This window comes from Methylovorus menthalis (assembly GCF_020523625.1).
Classification (GTDB): Bacteria; Pseudomonadota; Gammaproteobacteria; order Burkholderiales; family Methylophilaceae; genus Methylovorus; species Methylovorus menthalis.
This window is the reverse complement of record NZ_JAJAQH010000006.1, coordinates 813,369-830,710: the sequence shown is the minus strand read 5'-3', so window position 1 is coordinate 830,710 and position 17,342 is coordinate 813,369. Positions and strand designations below refer to the sequence as shown.

The following is a 17,342-nucleotide window of genomic DNA, read 5'->3' as shown; positions in this document are numbered from 1 at the left end:
GACTTAAGGAATACGCTATGTTGATTAAACTTACCGGAGGCACGGTCTACGACCCCGCACATCAGATTGATGGCAAGGTCATGGACATTTATGTGCGTGACGGCCGCATTGTGGAACGCCCAAGAGATGGCGAACCCGTGAGTCAGGAATACGATTTGCGTGGCAAGGTTGTCATGGCAGGTGCCATTGACATGCATACGCACATCGGCGGCGGCAAGGTGAATATCGCCCGCACCATGTTGCCCGAAGATCACCGTATTGACCCGACGGTGCATACCGAATTCTGCCGTTCAGGCTGTGGCCATGCGGCACCTTCCACCCTGACCACCGGCTATCGCTATGCCGAAATGGGCTACACCGCCGGTTTCGAGCCTGCCCTGTTGCCCGTCAATGCACGTCAGTCCCACCTTGAAATGTGCGATACGCCCATTATCGACAAGGGCGGCTACGCCATGATAGGCAGCGATGACTTCTTCCTGCGCATGTTGGCGGCCAAACAGGACCAGAATGCCATCAACGATTACGTCGCGTGGATCATGCACGCCAGTCAGGCGATTGGCATCAAGGTCGTGAATCCCGGCGGCATCAGCGCGTTCAAGTTCAATCAGCGTGCGCTGGATCTGGATGAGCAACATGCCCACTATCAGATCTCTCCGCGTGAAGTGCTGAAGGCGCTCAGCCGCGCCGTGCATGAGCTGGGTGTGCCTCACCCGTTGCATGTGCATGGCAACAACCTGGGCGTACCTGGCAACGTCGAAACCACGCTCAAGACCATGGGCGCGGTGGAAGGCTTCCCGGTTCACCTCACGCACATCCAGTTCCACAGCTACGGCACCGAAGGCGATCGCAAGTTTTCGTCCGGCGCGGCCGCCATTGCCGAGGCACTGAACAAGCACAAGAACGTCTCTGCTGACGTCGGCCAGATTCTGTTTGGCCAGACCGTCACCGCCTCTGGCGACAATATGCGCCAGTTTGCCAATGCCAGTCATGCCAGCCCCAAGAAGTCAGTGATCATGGACATCGAGTGCGATGCGGGCTGCGGTGTAGTGCCATTCAAGTACAAGGATCAGAATTTCGTAAATGCCCTGCAATGGGCGATCGGCCTGGAAATATTCCTGCTGACCGAAGATCCATGGCGCATTTTCCTGACAACCGACCACCCGAATGGCGCGCCATTTACCAGCTATCCGCACCTGATCAAGCTGCTGATGGACAAGAGCTTCCGCAATGACATGTTCACCAAGCTGAACCTGGATGCGCAGGCCATGAGCACCTTGAACAGCATCGAGCGCGAATACAGCCTGTATGAAATCGCCATCATGACCCGTGCCGGCGCTGCGCGCCTGGTCGGCCTGCATGATCGCGGCCATCTGGGCGTGGGCGCCGGTGCCGACATTACCGTCTACACCGACAACCCTGACCGCGAAGCCATGTTTGCCAAGCCGGACTATGTATTCAAGGATGGCGAACTGGTGGTGCGCAATGGTGAAGTGGTCAAGGTTACTTGGGGCAGCACGCACACGGTCAAGCCGGAATTTGACCGTGCCGGTATCGAAAAAGACCTGAAAAAGTATTTCGACACCTACCACACCATGAATATGGAACACTTCAAAGTGTCGGCCGATGAAATCAGCGAAGGCGGCCATAGCCGTGTCATCGTTCAGGAATGCAAGGGCAGACGGGAGAAAACTGCATGATTATCAATGGAGTATCGATAGACGATACCTTTGCCGAAGCCTTCGGCATGCGCGGGACTCGCGTCATCATCACCGCCCAGAATCTGAAATGGGCTTACAACGCCGCGCAAGCCATGACCGGTTTTGCCACCTCGGTGATTGCCTGTGGCGTAGAAGCCGGGATTGAGCGCGAGCTTACGCCGGAAGAAACGCCGGATGGCCGTCCAGGCGTCTCCGTCCTGATGTTTGCCATGGGGAGCGCCGTGCTGATGAAGCAACTGGAAACCCGCATGGGGCAATGTGTACTAACCTGCCCCACGGCTGCAGCATTCTCCGGCCTGGAAGGCGGCGACCGGATCAACCTCGGCAAAAACCTGCGCTTCTTTGGCGATGGCTTCCAGACCTCCAAGGTCTTTGGCGGCAAGCGCTACTGGCGTGTGCCGGTAATGGATGGTGAATTCATGACGGAAGAAACCACGGGCATGGTGCGTGCCGTGGGCGGTGGCAACTTCCTGATCCTTGCCGAATCGCAACCACAGGCCCTGGCTGCCTGCGAAGCAGCCATTGAAGCCATGAAGAAAATCCCGAATGTGATCATGCCTTTCCCAGGGGGCGTCGTGCGCTCGGGCTCCAAGGTGGGCTCCAAGTACAAGACGCTGATTGCGTCCACCAATGATGCGTTCTGCCCCACCCTCAAAGGCATCACCAAGACCGAGCTTTCACCGGAAATCGAGTCAGTAATGGAAATCGTGATCGATGGCCTGACGGCAGAGGATATCAACAAAGCGATGTATGTCGGGATTGCCGCTGCCTGTGAGCTAGGTGCCGCCAATGGCATCAAGCGCATTTCTGCCGGTAATTACGGTGGCAAGTTGGGGCCATTCCTGTTCAAACTACGCGACATCATGAGCGGAGACTACGCATGAGCGCTCTTACCTTTACCCTGAAAAACGCCCCGCAGCAACGCGTGGACTTGAGCGCACTGACGCCGGATGCGCTGGCTGGCAAATCGCTGGCTGACATCGCCGCAATCGCACTGCCCAGCGGCCATGAGCAACCGCGTGTTGACGCCCTGTTTGATATCTCCGGTGACGATGCCACCGATATCGTCATTAAAAATGCCACCGACCGTTTGGACTACATCGGGCATGGCATGCGTAGCGGCCGCATTACCATTCATGGCAATGTCGGCTCCTATCTGGCATTCAAGCTGCGCAAAGGCGAGATCGTACTGCAGGGCAATGCCGGCGACTTTGCTGCCAGCGGCATGGCGGGGGGCTTGTTGCATGTGCATGGCAATGTCGGCGACTTCCTGGCGTCTGCCATTATCGGCGAGCGCCGTGGCATGAAAGGCGGTACCGTGATCATTACCGGCAATGCTGGCGAGCGTGCAGGTGACCAAATGCGCCGCGGACTGGTGCTGATCGAAGGTAATGTCGGTAGCTACTGCGCTTCGCGCATGATTGCTGGCACCATCGGCGTCATGGGCACTACTGGCGAGTATCTGGCCTATGGCATGCGCCGCGGCACTGTGCTGCTCAACAATGCCCCCAAGCTGCATGCCACGATTCAGGATTGCGGCTCGCATACGCTGCCGTTCCTGAGCCTGATGTTCAAGTCATTCCGCGATCTGCCCACCAAGTTTGCCGCTATCAATCGTAATCGTGTGCAACGCTATGCAGGCGATATTGCCAACGACGGCAAAGGCGAAATCCTAGTATTCAAATAAGATTAGCATTAACAGGAAGCGATGCCCGACATGGAGCATTCATGTCGGGTTTTTTATTGCCTACTTGTTCGCACTGCCAGAACTTAGCTCCCTGCCACCTGCCCAATACATATCATTAAACCCGAGAAAGAAACACAATATGAAATCACCCCTGATCACCTCCTCCTTATTGCTGGCACTGGCTGTAACCGGCTGTGCCAATATGACAGAAACTCAGAAAGGGACCGCCAAAGGTGCGGGCATAGGTGCTGGGGTTGGCGCAGTAGTCGGCGCATTGGCAGGTGGTGGCAAGGGTGCAGCGATCGGCGCCGCGGTTGGCGCCGGTGCAGGTGCCATCGGTGGCAATGTCTGGTCACGCCGCATGGAAGAGCAGAAACAGCAAATGGAACAAGCCACTGCGGGCACGGGTGTGCAGGTAAGTCAAACCGCGGATAATCGGCTGAAACTGGATATTCCAAGCGATATTTCTTTTGATAGTGGCAAGTCAGATATCAAGCCAAACTTCCGTCCAGTGCTGGATAGTTTTGCCCAGAGCCTGACAGCCAATCCAGCGACCAAGGTGACGATCGTCGGCCATACCGATAATACAGGCACGGATGCCGTGAACAACCCGCTGTCGCTGAACCGCGCTGCCCACGCCCGGGACTATCTGGTCACGCGCGGTGCGGCTGCTAGCCGATTCACCACGGAAGGTCGTGGTTCACATGAGCCGCTGGTAGAAAACAACAGTGATGCCAATCGAGCCAAGAATCGTCGTGTAGAAATTTTTGTTGCCGAGCCGCAAGCCGCAGCAACGACCCCACAATAACTCACCATTCCCGCATTGCCAGGTGGTGAACGCCCCTGGCAATGTCTTATCGTAGCGGGATCAGGGCGTACCGTAACGCCCGATCAGCCACTCTTCTTCTGACAATGGCAGCGTAATCTCAAGCTGCACATATTCGCCAAACTGCTTGTCACGCACCTCGCCATGCCGTTGCTGCAACTCCCGTACAAACTGATCCAGCTTGTTATAGTTAAGCTGCAGACGATACTGCCGCATTTCAACATACGGCCCGGTACGTGCGGCTTCCAACGCCATCTTGGCGGTACCCCCATAAGCACGGGCCAGGCCGCCAGTTCCGAGATTGATGCCGCCGTAATAACGAATCACGCCCACGCAGACATTGATGAGATCGCGCCCCTCGAGAAACTGCAGGATGGGCTTGCCCGCCGTGCCCGATGGCTCACCGGCATCGCTGAAGCGCTGCACAATGCCTTGCTCGGTTTTCAGGCGAAAGGCATAGGCAAGATGCGAGGCGCCCTGGTGTTGCGATGCCAGCTTGCGCAACGCTGCCGCAACGGCGCGCTCGTTTTCGCAATAATCGACTGCCGCAATGAAGCGCGATTTATTAATGGTCTGTTCGGCATGGGCCGATGTTAAAATTCTTTGCAAATCAAAATGCCTGATCTAAAAATGAAGTGGCAGTGGCTGCCTGCGGGCGAATTATCGCACTCTGCGGCGGTCATAACAAAACCAAATGGGAAGAACCGTATTGATGAAAAATGCCACATGCTTATTCAGCCTGGTTCTGCTGGCGATAGCAACGCCAGCCATGGCACAGGTATATAAATGCGAAAGCAGTCAGGGCGTGGTGTACTCGGATACGCCCTGCGCTTCCAAATCCGGTCAAACCAAGCTGGACATTCAGGCTGATCCGGCTCCCACGCAAGAAGGTGCTGCCGCCACAGACAAGAATCGCTATGTGCAACAGCTGGATGAGGCAGTAAAAGCGGCACTGGCCGCTAATGATATCGCCAAGGCTGAACGGCTGGCGATCACGGCGGAGCAACGCGATCTGATCCGCCAAGCCAAGTTGCGCAACAACGATACCGGCAAGGCCCAGGTGGCGGACAAAAGCACCTCCAGTGAATGTATCGCCGCGCGCAAAAGCCTGCAGGCCTCTTATGAAGCAAGCGATAGCACGGCAGGAGACCCCGAAGTGCTGGATAAACAGATTAGCGCCGTGCAAGCTGCATGCGGTAGTTCGGATGTAGACCCTACGTATACCCAGCGCACACGTAATTTATACAGACCAGGCTTCGGCTTCCCATACACGCAAGGCAATACGCAGCCTGGAGGCGCAAAAGTCAGCCCTATGGGCGGCCGCGCCAACTAAGCCATGTCACTTATTTGCGTTTATTGCCCAGCAAGGAACCCAGCACACCGCGGATAATCTGGCGCCCCAGCTCGGCGCCTATGGTGCGGGCGGCTGTTTTGGTCACGGTTTCCAGAATTCCGTCGGGCTGTCGGCCAGATGGTTTCTTACCAGAAGCGGGCGTATCTCCGCCAAACAAAGTGCCCCAGTCAAAACCACCGCTATCCGCTTCCTTCGGCGTTTCTTCAGAGGCTGCGGCCCGTCCCTTCAAGACCTCATAAGCAGATAGCCGGTCCACGCTTTTTTCATAATGCCCATACAAGAGCGAGGCCTTGATAATGGCGTCGCGCTCGGCATCGGTAGCAGGCCCAATGCGGCTGCCTGGCGGGCAAACAAAGGCACGCTCTACCGGCGCAGGGCTGCCTTTCTCATCTAGCAAAGAAACCAGAGCCTCCCCCACCCCCAGCTCGGTAATCACCCGGGTAACATCCACCCCTGGATTGGCACGGAAGGTCTCGGCAGCCGCCTTGACGGCCTTTTGATCACGCGGCGTAAAGGCACGCAAGGCATGCTGCACCCGGTTACCCAACTGCCCCAGCACCACATCTGGGATATCCAGCGGGTTCTGGCTGACAAAATACACGCCTACACCCTTGGAGCGTATCAGTCGCACGACTTGTTCAATCTTGTACATCAGCGCACTTGGCGCTTCATTAAACAGCAAATGCGCTTCATCAAAGAAAAACACCAACTTGGGCTTATCCAGATCCCCCACTTCCGGCATTTTTTCAAACAGCTCGGACAGCAGCCACAACAGCAAGGTGGCATAGACACGCGGCGAGTTGTAGAGCGTATCGGCGGCCAGAATATTGATGACACCTCGCCCTTGGGCATCAGTCTGCATGAAATCGTCGAGATTGAGCGCGGGCTCACCGAACAGCTGGTCGGCGCCTTCATGCTCAAGCTGCAGTAGCGCACGCTGAATGGCGCCCACACTGGCGGTGGAGATATTGCCGTATTGCGCGGTGTATTCGGCAGCATGCTCCGACGTGTGCTGGATCATGGCACGCAAGTCTTTCAGATCCAGCAGCAACCAGCCCTGATCATCCGCAATCTTGAAGATCGCCGTCAGCACGCCGCTTTGCACCTCGTTAAGGTTCATCATGCGCGATAACAGCAATGGCCCCATCTCTGCCACGGTGGTGCGTATCGGGTGCCCCTTGGCGCCAAACACATCCCAGAAGGTTACCGGACACGCCGCCAAGGCAAAATTTTCCAAGCCAAGCTGCTCGACACGCGCCTGCACTTTCGAGTTATTACCGCCTGCATAGGCCATCCCGGAAAGGTCGCCCTTCACATCTGCCATGAATACAGGAACCCCCAGACGCGAAAAACCCTCCGCCATGCTCTGCAGCGTAACGGTTTTACCTGTGCCTGTTGCGCCGGCAATCAAGCCATGGCGATTGGCCATGCGTGGCAATAGATAAATGAATTCTTCGCTTTTCGCTATCAGCATCGATGTGCTCATGGATTCCTCGTTCAAATGTCGCCCTTACGGGCTTTATCAATGATGTTGATCAATGTGTCTTCGAGTTCGCGCGCGGCTTGTTGAGCACGCGGTGTTGGGTTCTTGATGTTTTTCAAATCAAAGGTTGGCCGGTCCAGTCCCAAAAACAGCTTTCCGGCTTTTTCATACAAGGCAATGCGGCAAGGGGCGAATACAACAAACTCGGGATGATCCAGCATAATCTCAGCGCCCAGACCTAGATTGCAAAATGCGCGCACTTCCAGCACGCCATGGGGATCCTGTCCGCGCTTTTTCATGTGCTCACCAATCGGGAAATTGGCGGGATTAACAAAGTTCTCGCCTTCGGACACTACCTTTAGGCTGGTCACCACATCGTCATAGCTGACGCCCGGTTCCACTGGCACTTCATAAATGGCGTTATTGGGGTCTACCGGAGGCATAGGGCTGGCAGCGATTGCCTGTGCGGCGTTCCAGAGAAACCCCACTAGCATTACCCGCAGAACCAGGCATGCAACATTCATGGAACTAGGGCGTGGGATTGGCAGACTGAATAGCAGCATTGACGGTTTTTTTGTCCAGATGCGGCGCCAGCAATTGGATAAACCCATAAATATAGCCTCGCAAGAAAGTATCGCGTCTAAAGCCAAGGTAGGTGGTACTGACGGGGAATAAATGGCTGGCATCCAGCATCGCCAGCCCACTATCCCTCTCCTTGTCGTACGCCATGCTCGCCATCAGCCCGATGCCCATGCCAAGACCGACATAGGTTTTAATGACGTCGGCATCAATCGCCGTCAGCACGACATTAGGCGTCAGGTTTTCTTTCTCAAAGACATGGCTGACCACAGAGCCGCCAGTCACACCGAAATCGTAGGTGATCAGCGGATACTGTGCGATTTTCTTCAGGGTAAGGGGTGTATCCGTCAGCAGAGGATGTCCATGCGGGACGACAACGCAACGGTTCCAGTCATAGCAAGGCAAGGCCACCAATTTATCTTCCTTGCTGATCGCTTCGGTCGCAATACCGATATCCGCCTCACCACTGGCTACCTGCTCGGCGACTTGGGAGGGGTTGCCCTGATGAATGGTGAGTTTGACGTCAGGATATTGTTCGGTAAATGCCTTGACGGCGACCGGCAGACGATAGCGTGCCTGCGTGTGCGTCGTGGCTATGACCAGGGTACCGGCTTGTTTCTGGGTGAAGTCTTCGCCTACGCGCTTGATGTTATTCATCTCGCGCATGACGCGATCGGCCAAGTCCAGTATAATCTTGCCCGGTTCAGTCACGCCGACCAAGCGCTTACCATTCCGCAGGAATATCTGCAGTTGGAGCTCTTCTTCCAGCAGTTGAATTTGCTTGCTGACACCAGGCTGTGAGGTATGCAAGGTTTCTGCCGCCTGGGAGATGTTCATCCCCTGTTTGGCAACCTCATGTACATAGCGCAATTGATGAAGCTTCATGACGTATCCTGCTCCAGCCTTATAACCAAATCAGATATTCATAGAATAACATATTATGAATAGGCACTCGATTTACTGATAAAATAAAAAGCTTTTCCGAAAAAACTGCTTTTTGAAAAACCCTATATAAAATAACGAATTGACAATATGGATTTTGGCTACATTGCTTCAGGATTCGCCGTAGGTTTGCTGGTAGGCATCACCGGCGTAGGTGGCGGCTCCCTGATGACACCACTGCTGGTATTTTTGTTTGGTTTTAAACCTGCCGTCGCCGTGGGCACCGATTTGTTATTTGCAGCGATTACCAAAACGGGTGGTGTATGGGTGCATCATGGCACGCATAAATCCGTCGACTGGAAAGTGGTGAGTTGGCTATCCATGGGCAGCCTGCCTTTCGCGGTTGGCACCATTTATGTCATCAAGCATCTAATGTCGATAGGCAAGGAAACCACCGGGCTTATCACCTATTCGCTTGGTATTGCGTTGATACTCACCGCCTGTGCGCTGCTGATCAGAAGCGTGTTGATGCGGCAGCATACGCGCGAGATTGAAGATGTCGTTGTCAGCACAGGTCGGTTCCAACAAATGCAGATTCCGGCGACCATTCTGACAGGCGCCATTCTGGGGGTACTGGTGACGCTGTCATCAGTAGGCGCTGGGGCTTTGGGAACCATCGCCATCCTGTTCCTGTTCCCCAAGATGAGTACGCTCAAGGTGGTGGGAACAGACCTGGCACATGCCATTCCGCTGACCGCTGTTGCCGGTATCGGTCATTGGTCGCTAGGTCACGTAGACTTTACCTTGCTGGGAAGTCTGCTGATTGGCTCACTGCCTGGCATCTGGATAGGCAGCCACATCAGCGCGCGCATTCCAGAAAAAGTATTACGCCCAGTATTGGCAACGCTGTTGCTGATTATCGGTTTAAAATTTGTTTTAGCATAAAGGCAAGCCGTATCACATGTATAAATACGACGAAATTGACCAAGCCATCGTAGACGAACGTGTTGCGCAGTATCGCGACCAGACGCGCCGCTACTTAGCCGGTGAACTCACTGATGAAGAGTTTCGTCCGCTACGCCTGCAGAATGGCCTCTATATCCAGCGCCACGCGCCCATGCTGCGTATTGCCGTGCCTTACGGCATGCTTTCCGCGCGCCAACTGCACAAATTGGCCGATATTGCAGCACGCTATGACCGTGGCTATGGCCACTTCAGCACCCGCCAGAACCTGCAGTTGAACTGGCCCAAGCTGGAAGACGTGCCGGATATCCTGGCCGAACTGGCGACCGTACAGATGCATGCGATTCAAACCTCCGGCAATTGCATCCGCAATATCACCACCGATCAGTTCGCTGGCATTGCATCCGATGAGATCATTGATCCACGCGCCGTGGCGGAAATCATGCGCCAATGGAGTACGTTCCACCCCGAGTTCGCCCTCTTGCCACGCAAGTTCAAGATTGCAGTATCCGGCACCAAGCAGGATCGCGCGATCGTGCAGGCGCACGATATCGGCCTTGAGTTCTATCGTGATGACCAGAACAAGATGGCGATCAAGGTATGGGTCGGTGGCGGCCTGGGCCGTACCCCTATCCTGGGTTCGGTGATCCGTGAACATCTGGAATGGCAACATGTATTGACCTATTGCGAAGCCATCATCCGCGTCTACAACCTGCATGGCCGTCGCGACAACGCCTACAAGGCGCGCATCAAGATTCTGGTGAAGGCACTGGGCATCGACGAATTCCGCAAGCAGGTAGAGGCCGAATGGGCCTACCTGAAAGACAGCCCTAACACCATTACCGAAGCCGAGTTGCAGCGTGTAGCACAGTATTTCACCAAGATGCCATACGACACCCTGCCTGCGCATGATGCTTCCTTCGATAGCGCGATTGCCAGCAATCCAGCCTTTGCTGCCTGGGTTAAGCGCAGCGTGCATGCGCATCAGCAGCCAGGCTACCGTGCGGTAACCCTATCGCTGAAACCGCATGGCCGCGCGCCAGGCGATGCCACGTCCGAGCAAATGCATGTGGTGGCCGATCTGGCCGAAAATTACAGCTTTGGCGAGTTGCGTGTATCGCATGAGCAAAACCTGATTCTGGCTGACGTGAAGCTGTCTGATTTGTTCAGCATCTGGGAGCAAGCCCGTGCTGCTGGCCTTGCCACGCCTAACATTGGCCTGCTGACCGATATCATTTGCTGCCCAGGCGGTGACTTTTGCTCGCTGGCCAATGCCAAGAGCATTCCCATTGCGGAAGCCATTCAGCAGCAGTTTGATAATCTGGATTATCTGCACGACATCGGCGATATCGAGCTCAATATCTCTGGATGCATGAATGCGTGCGGTCACCACCATATCGGCCACATCGGCATTCTGGGGGTAGATAAGGATGGCTCCGAATGGTACCAGGTCACCATTGGCGGCAAACAAGGCAATGACGCCAGCATTGGCACCGTCATTGGGCCATCGTTTGCGGCCGAAGAAATGCCTGGCGTCGTGCAGCGCCTGATTGACGTCTATCTGCAAGAGCGTACAGAAGAAGAGCGATTTATCGATACCGTGCGCCGTATCGGCGTGGCACCGTTCAAAGCCCATGTTTATGCCAAGAAGGAGGCCGCTCATGTCTAATCTCATCCTCGGCACCTCCATCGTTGAAGACGAATGGAATCTGGTCAAACTGCCCGTGCTCGGTGAAGAAACCGTGCGCAAGCAGGCTGGCAAAGTGGTGCTATTCAAGCTGACTGGCGAAAAAACCTACAGCGAAGAGCAGATTGCCGCTACCGTCATTCCAGCCACTGGCAAGATACTGGTTCCCCTCTCATTGTGGATCGCCCGCCGGGCCGAGCTGGAATCGCGTCTGACTGCAGGTGAGCTGGCCATCTGGCTGGACACGCACGAAGTGCTGGCAGACCTCGTCAGCGCCTTTGACGATATCAACCAGCTACCGCTGATTGCGGTGCATGTCGAGCGTTTTGCCGATGGCCGCATATTCTCGATTGGCAATCTGCTGCGTACCCGTCATGGCTACAAAAACACCCTGCGCGCGTTTGGCGATGTGCTGCGCGACCAGCTGTTCTTCCTCAAGCGTTGCGGTTTTGACAGCTACCTGATTCGTGCTGATCGTTCGGCAGAAGATGCCTTGGCCAGCCTGAAAGACTTTAGCCAGCCTTACCAGGGCGCCGTGGACGACAAGCAGCCGGTATGGCGTCGCGTTAGTCGGCAGCCGGCTTCGCAGCCATGAGCGGCGGTGAGTTTTCCGTGCTGCGCGTCGCGGCCAGCAACCCAGCCACTCGCCCGGCATTGACCGACGAGCTGACTGCCACAGTGGCCGCCAAGCGTGCGGTACTGCTTAGCCAATTGCAGCAGGTTGTTGCCGAATTTGGTGACCAGCACGAAGTCACATTTGCCAACAGCATGGGCGCAGAAGACATGGTGTTGACTGACATCATTCTCCGCGAGCATTTGCCTATTGAGATTTTCTCGCTGGATACCGGTCGCCTGCCTGTTGAAACCTATGACCTGATCGCCGAAGTGGAAAGCACCTACACCACCAAGCTCAAGATTCTGTTTCCCCGTTTTGAAACCGTAGAGCGTTACGTGCAGACCAATGGCATGAATGCCTTTTACGAATCCATTGAGCTGCGCAAGGCCTGCTGCCACATGCGCAAGGTCGAGCCGCTGGGCCGCGCGCTGCAAGGCAAGAAAGCATGGATCACCGGCATGCGTGCGCAGCAATCTGCCACCCGTACCGATCTGCCACTGCGTGAGTTTGATGCTGGCAACAAGCTGGAAAAATTCAATCCGCTGACCGACTGGACCGAAAAAGAAGTGTGGGCCTATATCCGCCTGCATGAAGTGCCCTACAACAAGCTGCATGACCAGTTCTACCCTAGCATCGGCTGCGCGCCCTGCACGCGCTCGGTTGCATTGGGTGAAGATGTCCGCGCTGGCCGCTGGTGGTGGGAAGACCCTACCTCCAAGGAATGCGGCCTGCACGTCAAGAAATAATTCTTACTGAAACTACTATGTCAAACTTGAACAAGAAAACCCTGAGTCATCTGGACTGGCTGGAATCCGAAGCCATTCATATCCTGCGCGAAGTTGCCGGGCAATGCTCCAATCCGGTGCTGCTGTTCTCTGGCGGCAAGGATTCGTTGTGCATCTTGCGCCTGGCCGAAAAAGCCTTCCGCCCAGGCCGCTTCCCCTTCCCGTTGATGCATATTGATACAGGCCACAATTACCAAGAGGTCGTCAACTTCCGTGACCAGCGCGCTGCCGAGCTGGGCGAACGCCTGATCGTGCGCTCGGTGGAAGACTCCATGAAACGCGGCACTGTCGTGCTGAAATCGGAAGATGAGTCACGCAACAAGCATCAGTCCGTGACGCTGCTGGAAGCCATTGAAGAGTTTGGATTTGATTGCTGCATCGGTGGCGCCCGTCGTGACGAGGAAAAAGCCCGTGCCAAAGAGCGCATCATGAGTTTCCGTGATGAATTCGGCCAATGGGACCCCAAGAACCAGCGTCCCGAACTGTGGAATCTGTATAACGCCCGCAGCCACAAGGGTGAAAACATTCGTGCCTTCCCCATTTCAAACTGGACCGAAATGGATGTCTGGCAATACATTGAGCGCGAGCAACTGCAGCTGCCCAGCATCTACTTTGCGCATCAGCGTAACGTGGTCATGCGCAATGGCTCCATTTTCCCGGTCAATGTGCCATTGACCACGGGTGAAGTCATCAACCAGCCCAAGGCTGGCGAAGAAGTGATCACCATGCAGGTGCGCTTCAGAACCGTAGGCGACATCACCTGCACGGCCCCCGTGATCAGTGATGCTGACGATGTTTCCAAGATTGTGCTGGAAACCGCCACCACCACCATCACCGAGCGCGGAGCCACCCGCCTGGATGACCAGACATCGGATGCCTCGATGGAGCAGCGCAAAAAGGAAGGTTACTTCTAGGCTGGCGGCAATAGCCTGCGCTATCCCCAAGAGACTGCCCCGATATGGGCTGGTTAGCGGATCACTGAATTAATGACGGTAGACATCATGACAACACCACAACATAACGACTCCTTGCTGCGCTTCATGACATGCGGCAGTGTAGATGACGGCAAAAGCACCCTGATTGGTCGCCTGCTGTTCGACACCAAAACCATTCTGGCTGACACGCTCACCCAGATGGAAAAAACCTCTAAGAAACGTGGCATGGGTGCGGTCGATCTTTCGCTGCTGACGGACGGCCTGCAAGCCGAGCGCGAGCAAGGCATTACCATTGACGTAGCCTACCGCTACTTCAGCACCGGCACCCGCAAATACATCATTGCCGATGCGCCCGGCCATGAGCAATACACACGTAACATGGTGACAGCGGCTTCAACCGCCAACCTGGCCATCATCCTGATCGATGCGCGCAAAGGCGTGCTGACGCAAACCCGTCGCCACTCTTATCTGGCGCATCTGGTGGGCATTCCACACATCGTGGTCGCGGTGAATAAAATGGATCTGGTGGATTACGATCAGGCCGTCTTTGAGCGTATCCGTGCTGATTACCTGGCATTTGCCGAGCAGATCGGCCTGCAACGCGCTGGGCACGACATCACCTTCATCCCGCTTTCCGCGCTCAATGGCGACATGATTGTGGACCGTGGCGAAGGCCTGGATTGGTATACCGGCCCGACACTGATCGACTTGCTCGAATCCGTGCCTGCTGCTCACTCTGAACAATCAGAAGATTTCCGCTTCCCGGTACAGTTTGTCTGCCGTCCGCATGCTTCTGATGATCCTGAATTGCATGATTTCCGCGGTTTCATGGGCAAGGTGGAATCCGGTGAAATCGCCGTGGGCGATGCCGTCACCGCCCTGCCCTCCGGTCAGACCTCCACGGTAAAAGCCATCCAGCTAGGCGTCGAGCAATTGCCAACCGCCATTACTGAGCAATCCGTAACCCTGCTGCTGGAAGATGAAATTGATATTTCCCGTGGTGACATGATTGTGAAGACAGGCGCAGCGCCAGAGCCCGTCAAGCAGATTGACGCCTTTGTCTGCTGGCTGTCGGAAACCCCGCTCTCAGCTGCCCGCACCTATATCATTCGCCACACCACGCGTGAATCCAAAGCCAAGGTCGGCGAAATCGCCTACAAGGTAGACGTGAATACCCTGGAAGAGCTGCCAACCCAAGGGCTGGCCATGAACGATATCGCCCGCATCAGTTTCCGCCTGGCGCAGCCGCTGATGGTGGATGCCTACAACCGCAATCGCGCTACCGGGGCATTTATCGTCATTGATGAGTCCACCAATAACACGGTGGGCGCTGGCATGATCACCGGCTAACTTATCGATTCACTGGAATTGCCTTATCAGCATTATCAATAAAAATAACGTTTTATATCGACTATAATGGCGTCTGTCTAAAAGCGCCGGGATTTTGAGAGGATTGTTTGAATGGCTTATGTTGTCACTGAAAATTGTATTCAATGCAAATACACCGACTGCGTGGATGTTTGCCCGGTCGATTGCTTTGTAGAAGGCCCCAACTTTCTGGCAATCAACCCTGACGAATGCATTGATTGCACGCTGTGCGTAGCAGAGTGCCCTGCGGAAGCGATTTACGCGGAAGATGATGTGCCTGCCGACCAGCAGGAATTTATCGCCCTGAATGCCCGTCTGTCTGCCGTATGGCCCACCATCACTGGCCGCAAGGACCCACTGCCTGACGCTGACAGCAATAACGGCAAAGCTGGCAAGCGCGATCTGCTGGTCGAATAGTTTCAGCCCGGATGTTTCAGGCCTTGCCCGTCATGGCCAAAAAAGCCAAGCCCCTGTTGGGGCTTTTGCTTTTGGCACGCCACCTTGGGCAAGCGTCACCAAGCCAGCCAGGTATAATTCGTCGCCGCTTACCCGTTTACGCATGACACCCGCAACATCACGGATAGTGCCCTCATGAGTAATCAAAACGCCCAAGAGGTACTGGAAAGCATCTTCGGCTACAACCAGTTCCGAGGCCCCCAGCAAGACGTCGTTGAACATCTGGCACAAGGTGGCGATGCGCTGGTATTGATGCCCACAGGTGGCGGCAAGTCGCTGTGTTATCAGATTCCAGCGCTGTTGCGTACCGGCCTGGCGATTGTCGTCTCGCCGCTGATCGCGCTCATGCAAAATCAGGTCGAGGCATTGCAGCAGCTTGGCGTAGAGGCTGCTTTTCTCAACTCCAGCCTGCAGGCGGATGCCGCCTATCAACTGCAGCAGCGCATCCTTTCGGGCGATATCAAGATTCTGTATGTCGCTCCGGAACGCCTGATGCTCGGCAGCTTTCTGTCATTGCTGGACGAAGTGCAGGCGCACATCGGCCTTGCGCTATTTGCCATTGATGAAGCGCATTGCGTATCGCAATGGGGGCATGATTTCCGTCCGGAATATCGCCAGCTCACGATATTGCATGAGCGATTCCCCGATGTGCCACGGGTAGCGCTCACCGCCACGGCCGACGCCCCTACCCGCGCCGAAATCATCGAGCGGCTTAACCTTGAGCATGCCCGCCAGTTCATCTCCAGCTTTGACCGGCCGAATATTCGCTACCGCATCGTGCTGAAAAACAATGCGCGCCAGCAGCTGGAGCAATTCCTCGAAACCGAGCACCCCAATGACGCAGGGATTGTATATTGCCTTTCGCGTCGCAAGGTGGATGAAACCGCCGCCTGGCTGCAAAGCCGCGGCTGGAATGCCCTGCCTTACCATGCTGGCCTCGATGCCGCGACGCGAGAAAAGCATCAACGCCAGTTCCTACGCGAAGAAGGCATCATCATGGTGGCGACCATCGCCTTTGGCATGGGCATAGACAAGCCCAATGTGCGCTTCGTGGCGCACCTGGACCTGCCGAAAAGCATGGAAAGCTATTACCAGGAAACCGGCCGCGCCGGGCGCGATGGCCTGCAAGCCAATGCCTGGATGGCCTATGGGCTGGGCGATGTGGTCTCCATGCGGCAAATGTTGGACTCGGGCGATGCGCCGGAAGAACGCAAACGCGTGGAACGGCAGAAACTGGATGCCCTGCTCGGCTTTTGCGAAGCTACCGGCTGCCGCCACCAGGGCATATTGCGCTACTTTGGCGAAGCGCACCTTGGCGATTGTGCCCAGTGCGACAACTGCCTGACGCCCCCTGACACCTGGAATGCCACCGAAGCTGCCCGCATGGCGCTTTCCTGCGTGTATCGCACCGGGCAGCGCTTTGGCACGGGCCACCTGATTGACATCCTGATTGGCAAAGTGACACCGCAAGTACAAAGATTCAACCATCAGCAAGTCAGTACCTTTGGCATAGGCAAGCAATACAGCGTGGCGCAATGGAGCAGCGTATTTCGGCAGCTGGCAGCCAGTGGCCTGCTCGAGGTGGATATTGCCGCTTATGGCGGCCTGCGCCTCACCGAGGCAGCGCGACCCGTATTGCGCGGTGAATGTGAAGTCTGGCAACGTCAGGACCCGACGCCCGCAGGCAACCGCATGAGCAAGGCCGAGCGCAGCTCCCGGGCCAAGGAAGCCTTTGCGGGCGCGCAGGATGATCCCTTATGGCAAGCACTGCGCGCCAAGCGCATGGAACTTGCGAAGGAGCAAGGCGTGCCGCCTTATGTCATTTTTCACGACAGCACCTTGCTGGAAATTCTCAACCGCAAACCGCAGAGCCTGACCGAACTGGGGCAGATAGGCGGCGTGGGACAAGCCAAGCTGGCACGCTACGGAGACGACTTCCTGAAAGTGCTGGAAGACAACGCCTAAGCATCCGGTATGCCTATCCTCCGGCGTTATTGGCATAC

17 protein-coding genes are annotated in these 17,342 nt (G+C 55.8%); 13 read left to right on the top strand and 4 right to left on the bottom strand.

The window, feature by feature from the left end; translation table 11 throughout:
* The first annotated feature begins 17 nt into the window (after window positions 1–17).
* The 4 genes from LG204_RS09725 to LG204_RS09710 all read left to right on the top strand — a co-directional run bounded on the left by LG204_RS09725 (window position 18) and on the right by LG204_RS09710 (window position 4,213).
* Complete coding sequence (locus LG204_RS09725; protein ID WP_013442348.1) at window positions 18–1,697, top strand: formylmethanofuran dehydrogenase subunit A; 1,680 nt, start codon at window positions 18–20, stop codon at window positions 1,695–1,697.
* Entirely contained in the window at window positions 1,694–2,602 is a 909-nt protein-coding gene (gene fhcD, locus LG204_RS09720; RefSeq protein ID WP_230337084.1) for a formylmethanofuran--tetrahydromethanopterin N-formyltransferase, read from the top strand. The genes LG204_RS09725 and fhcD overlap by 4 nt, the downstream gene beginning before the upstream one ends.
* Complete coding sequence (locus LG204_RS09715; protein ID WP_230337083.1) at window positions 2,599–3,405, top strand: formylmethanofuran dehydrogenase subunit C; 807 nt, start codon at window positions 2,599–2,601, stop codon at window positions 3,403–3,405. Before fhcD ends, LG204_RS09715 begins: the two co-directional genes overlap by 4 nt.
* A gap of 139 nt (window positions 3,406–3,544) precedes the next feature.
* Window positions 3,545–4,213, top strand: a complete 669-nt coding sequence (locus tag LG204_RS09710) for an OmpA family protein (RefSeq protein WP_230337082.1) — start codon at window positions 3,545–3,547, stop codon at window positions 4,211–4,213.
* A gap of 60 nt (window positions 4,214–4,273) precedes the next feature.
* On the opposite strand, the gene LG204_RS09705 is transcribed toward LG204_RS09710, so the two are convergent.
* The gene (locus LG204_RS09705; RefSeq protein ID WP_230337081.1) at window positions 4,274–4,840 is read right to left on the bottom strand and encodes an IMPACT family protein; all 567 of its coding nucleotides are present in this window, start codon (window positions 4,838–4,840) and stop codon (window positions 4,274–4,276) included.
* A gap of 103 nt (window positions 4,841–4,943) precedes the next feature.
* Here LG204_RS09705 and LG204_RS09700 point away from each other — a divergent pair, with 103 nt between their 5' ends.
* Window positions 4,944–5,564 carry a DUF4124 domain-containing protein gene (locus LG204_RS09700; RefSeq protein WP_230337080.1) on the top strand — a complete coding sequence of 207 codons (621 nt, stop codon included), beginning with the start codon at window positions 4,944–4,946 and terminating at the stop codon, window positions 5,562–5,564.
* A 10-nt stretch (window positions 5,565–5,574) separates the two neighbouring features.
* On the opposite strand, the gene LG204_RS09695 is transcribed toward LG204_RS09700, so the two are convergent.
* The 3 genes from LG204_RS09695 to LG204_RS09685 are packed head-to-tail and all read right to left on the bottom strand — an operon-like array spanning window position 5,575 to window position 8,532.
* The gene (locus LG204_RS09695; RefSeq protein WP_230337079.1) at window positions 5,575–7,071 is read right to left on the bottom strand and encodes a helicase HerA-like domain-containing protein; all 1,497 of its coding nucleotides are present in this window, start codon (window positions 7,069–7,071) and stop codon (window positions 5,575–5,577) included.
* 11 nt (window positions 7,072–7,082) lie between these two features.
* Window positions 7,083–7,562 carry a DUF302 domain-containing protein gene (locus tag LG204_RS09690; protein ID WP_230337078.1) on the bottom strand — a complete coding sequence of 160 codons (480 nt, stop codon included), beginning with the start codon at window positions 7,560–7,562 and terminating at the stop codon, window positions 7,083–7,085.
* 34 nt (window positions 7,563–7,596) lie between these two features.
* Window positions 7,597–8,532, bottom strand: coding sequence for a CysB family HTH-type transcriptional regulator (locus LG204_RS09685; RefSeq protein WP_230337077.1), 936 nt, complete (start codon window positions 8,530–8,532; stop codon window positions 7,597–7,599).
* Window positions 8,533–8,679: 147 nt separating this feature from the next.
* Between LG204_RS09685 and LG204_RS09680 the strand changes: the two genes are divergently transcribed.
* The 8 genes from LG204_RS09680 (at window position 8,680) to recQ (ending at window position 17,304) form a co-directional block, all read left to right on the top strand.
* Window positions 8,680–9,474, top strand: a complete 795-nt coding sequence (locus LG204_RS09680) for a sulfite exporter TauE/SafE family protein (RefSeq protein ID WP_230337076.1) — start codon at window positions 8,680–8,682, stop codon at window positions 9,472–9,474.
* 16 nt (window positions 9,475–9,490) lie between these two features.
* Window positions 9,491–11,161 carry a nitrite/sulfite reductase gene (locus LG204_RS09675; RefSeq protein WP_230337075.1) on the top strand — a complete coding sequence of 557 codons (1,671 nt, stop codon included), beginning with the start codon at window positions 9,491–9,493 and terminating at the stop codon, window positions 11,159–11,161.
* Entirely contained in the window at window positions 11,154–11,774 is a 621-nt protein-coding gene (locus tag LG204_RS09670) for a DUF934 domain-containing protein (RefSeq protein WP_230337074.1), read from the top strand. The genes LG204_RS09675 and LG204_RS09670 overlap by 8 nt, the downstream gene beginning before the upstream one ends.
* Window positions 11,771–12,541, top strand: coding sequence for a phosphoadenylyl-sulfate reductase (locus LG204_RS09665; RefSeq protein ID WP_230337073.1), 771 nt, complete (start codon window positions 11,771–11,773; stop codon window positions 12,539–12,541). Before LG204_RS09670 ends, LG204_RS09665 begins: the two co-directional genes overlap by 4 nt.
* Window positions 12,542–12,558: 17 nt before the next feature.
* Window positions 12,559–13,494, top strand: a complete 936-nt coding sequence (gene cysD, locus LG204_RS09660; protein ID WP_230337072.1) for a sulfate adenylyltransferase subunit CysD — start codon at window positions 12,559–12,561, stop codon at window positions 13,492–13,494.
* A 72-nt stretch (window positions 13,495–13,566) separates the two neighbouring features.
* Window positions 13,567–14,865, top strand: a complete 1,299-nt coding sequence (cysN, locus tag LG204_RS09655) for a sulfate adenylyltransferase subunit CysN (RefSeq protein WP_328441607.1) — start codon at window positions 13,567–13,569, stop codon at window positions 14,863–14,865.
* Between the two features lie 111 nt (window positions 14,866–14,976).
* Complete coding sequence (gene fdxA, locus LG204_RS09650; RefSeq protein WP_230337070.1) at window positions 14,977–15,300, top strand: ferredoxin FdxA; 324 nt, start codon at window positions 14,977–14,979, stop codon at window positions 15,298–15,300.
* Window positions 15,301–15,474: 174 nt separating this feature from the next.
* Window positions 15,475–17,304: a DNA helicase RecQ gene (recQ, locus tag LG204_RS09645; protein ID WP_230337069.1), complete on the top strand. Its 1,830-nt coding sequence runs from the start codon at window positions 15,475–15,477 to the stop codon at window positions 17,302–17,304.
* Window positions 17,305–17,342: the final 38 nt, after the last annotated feature.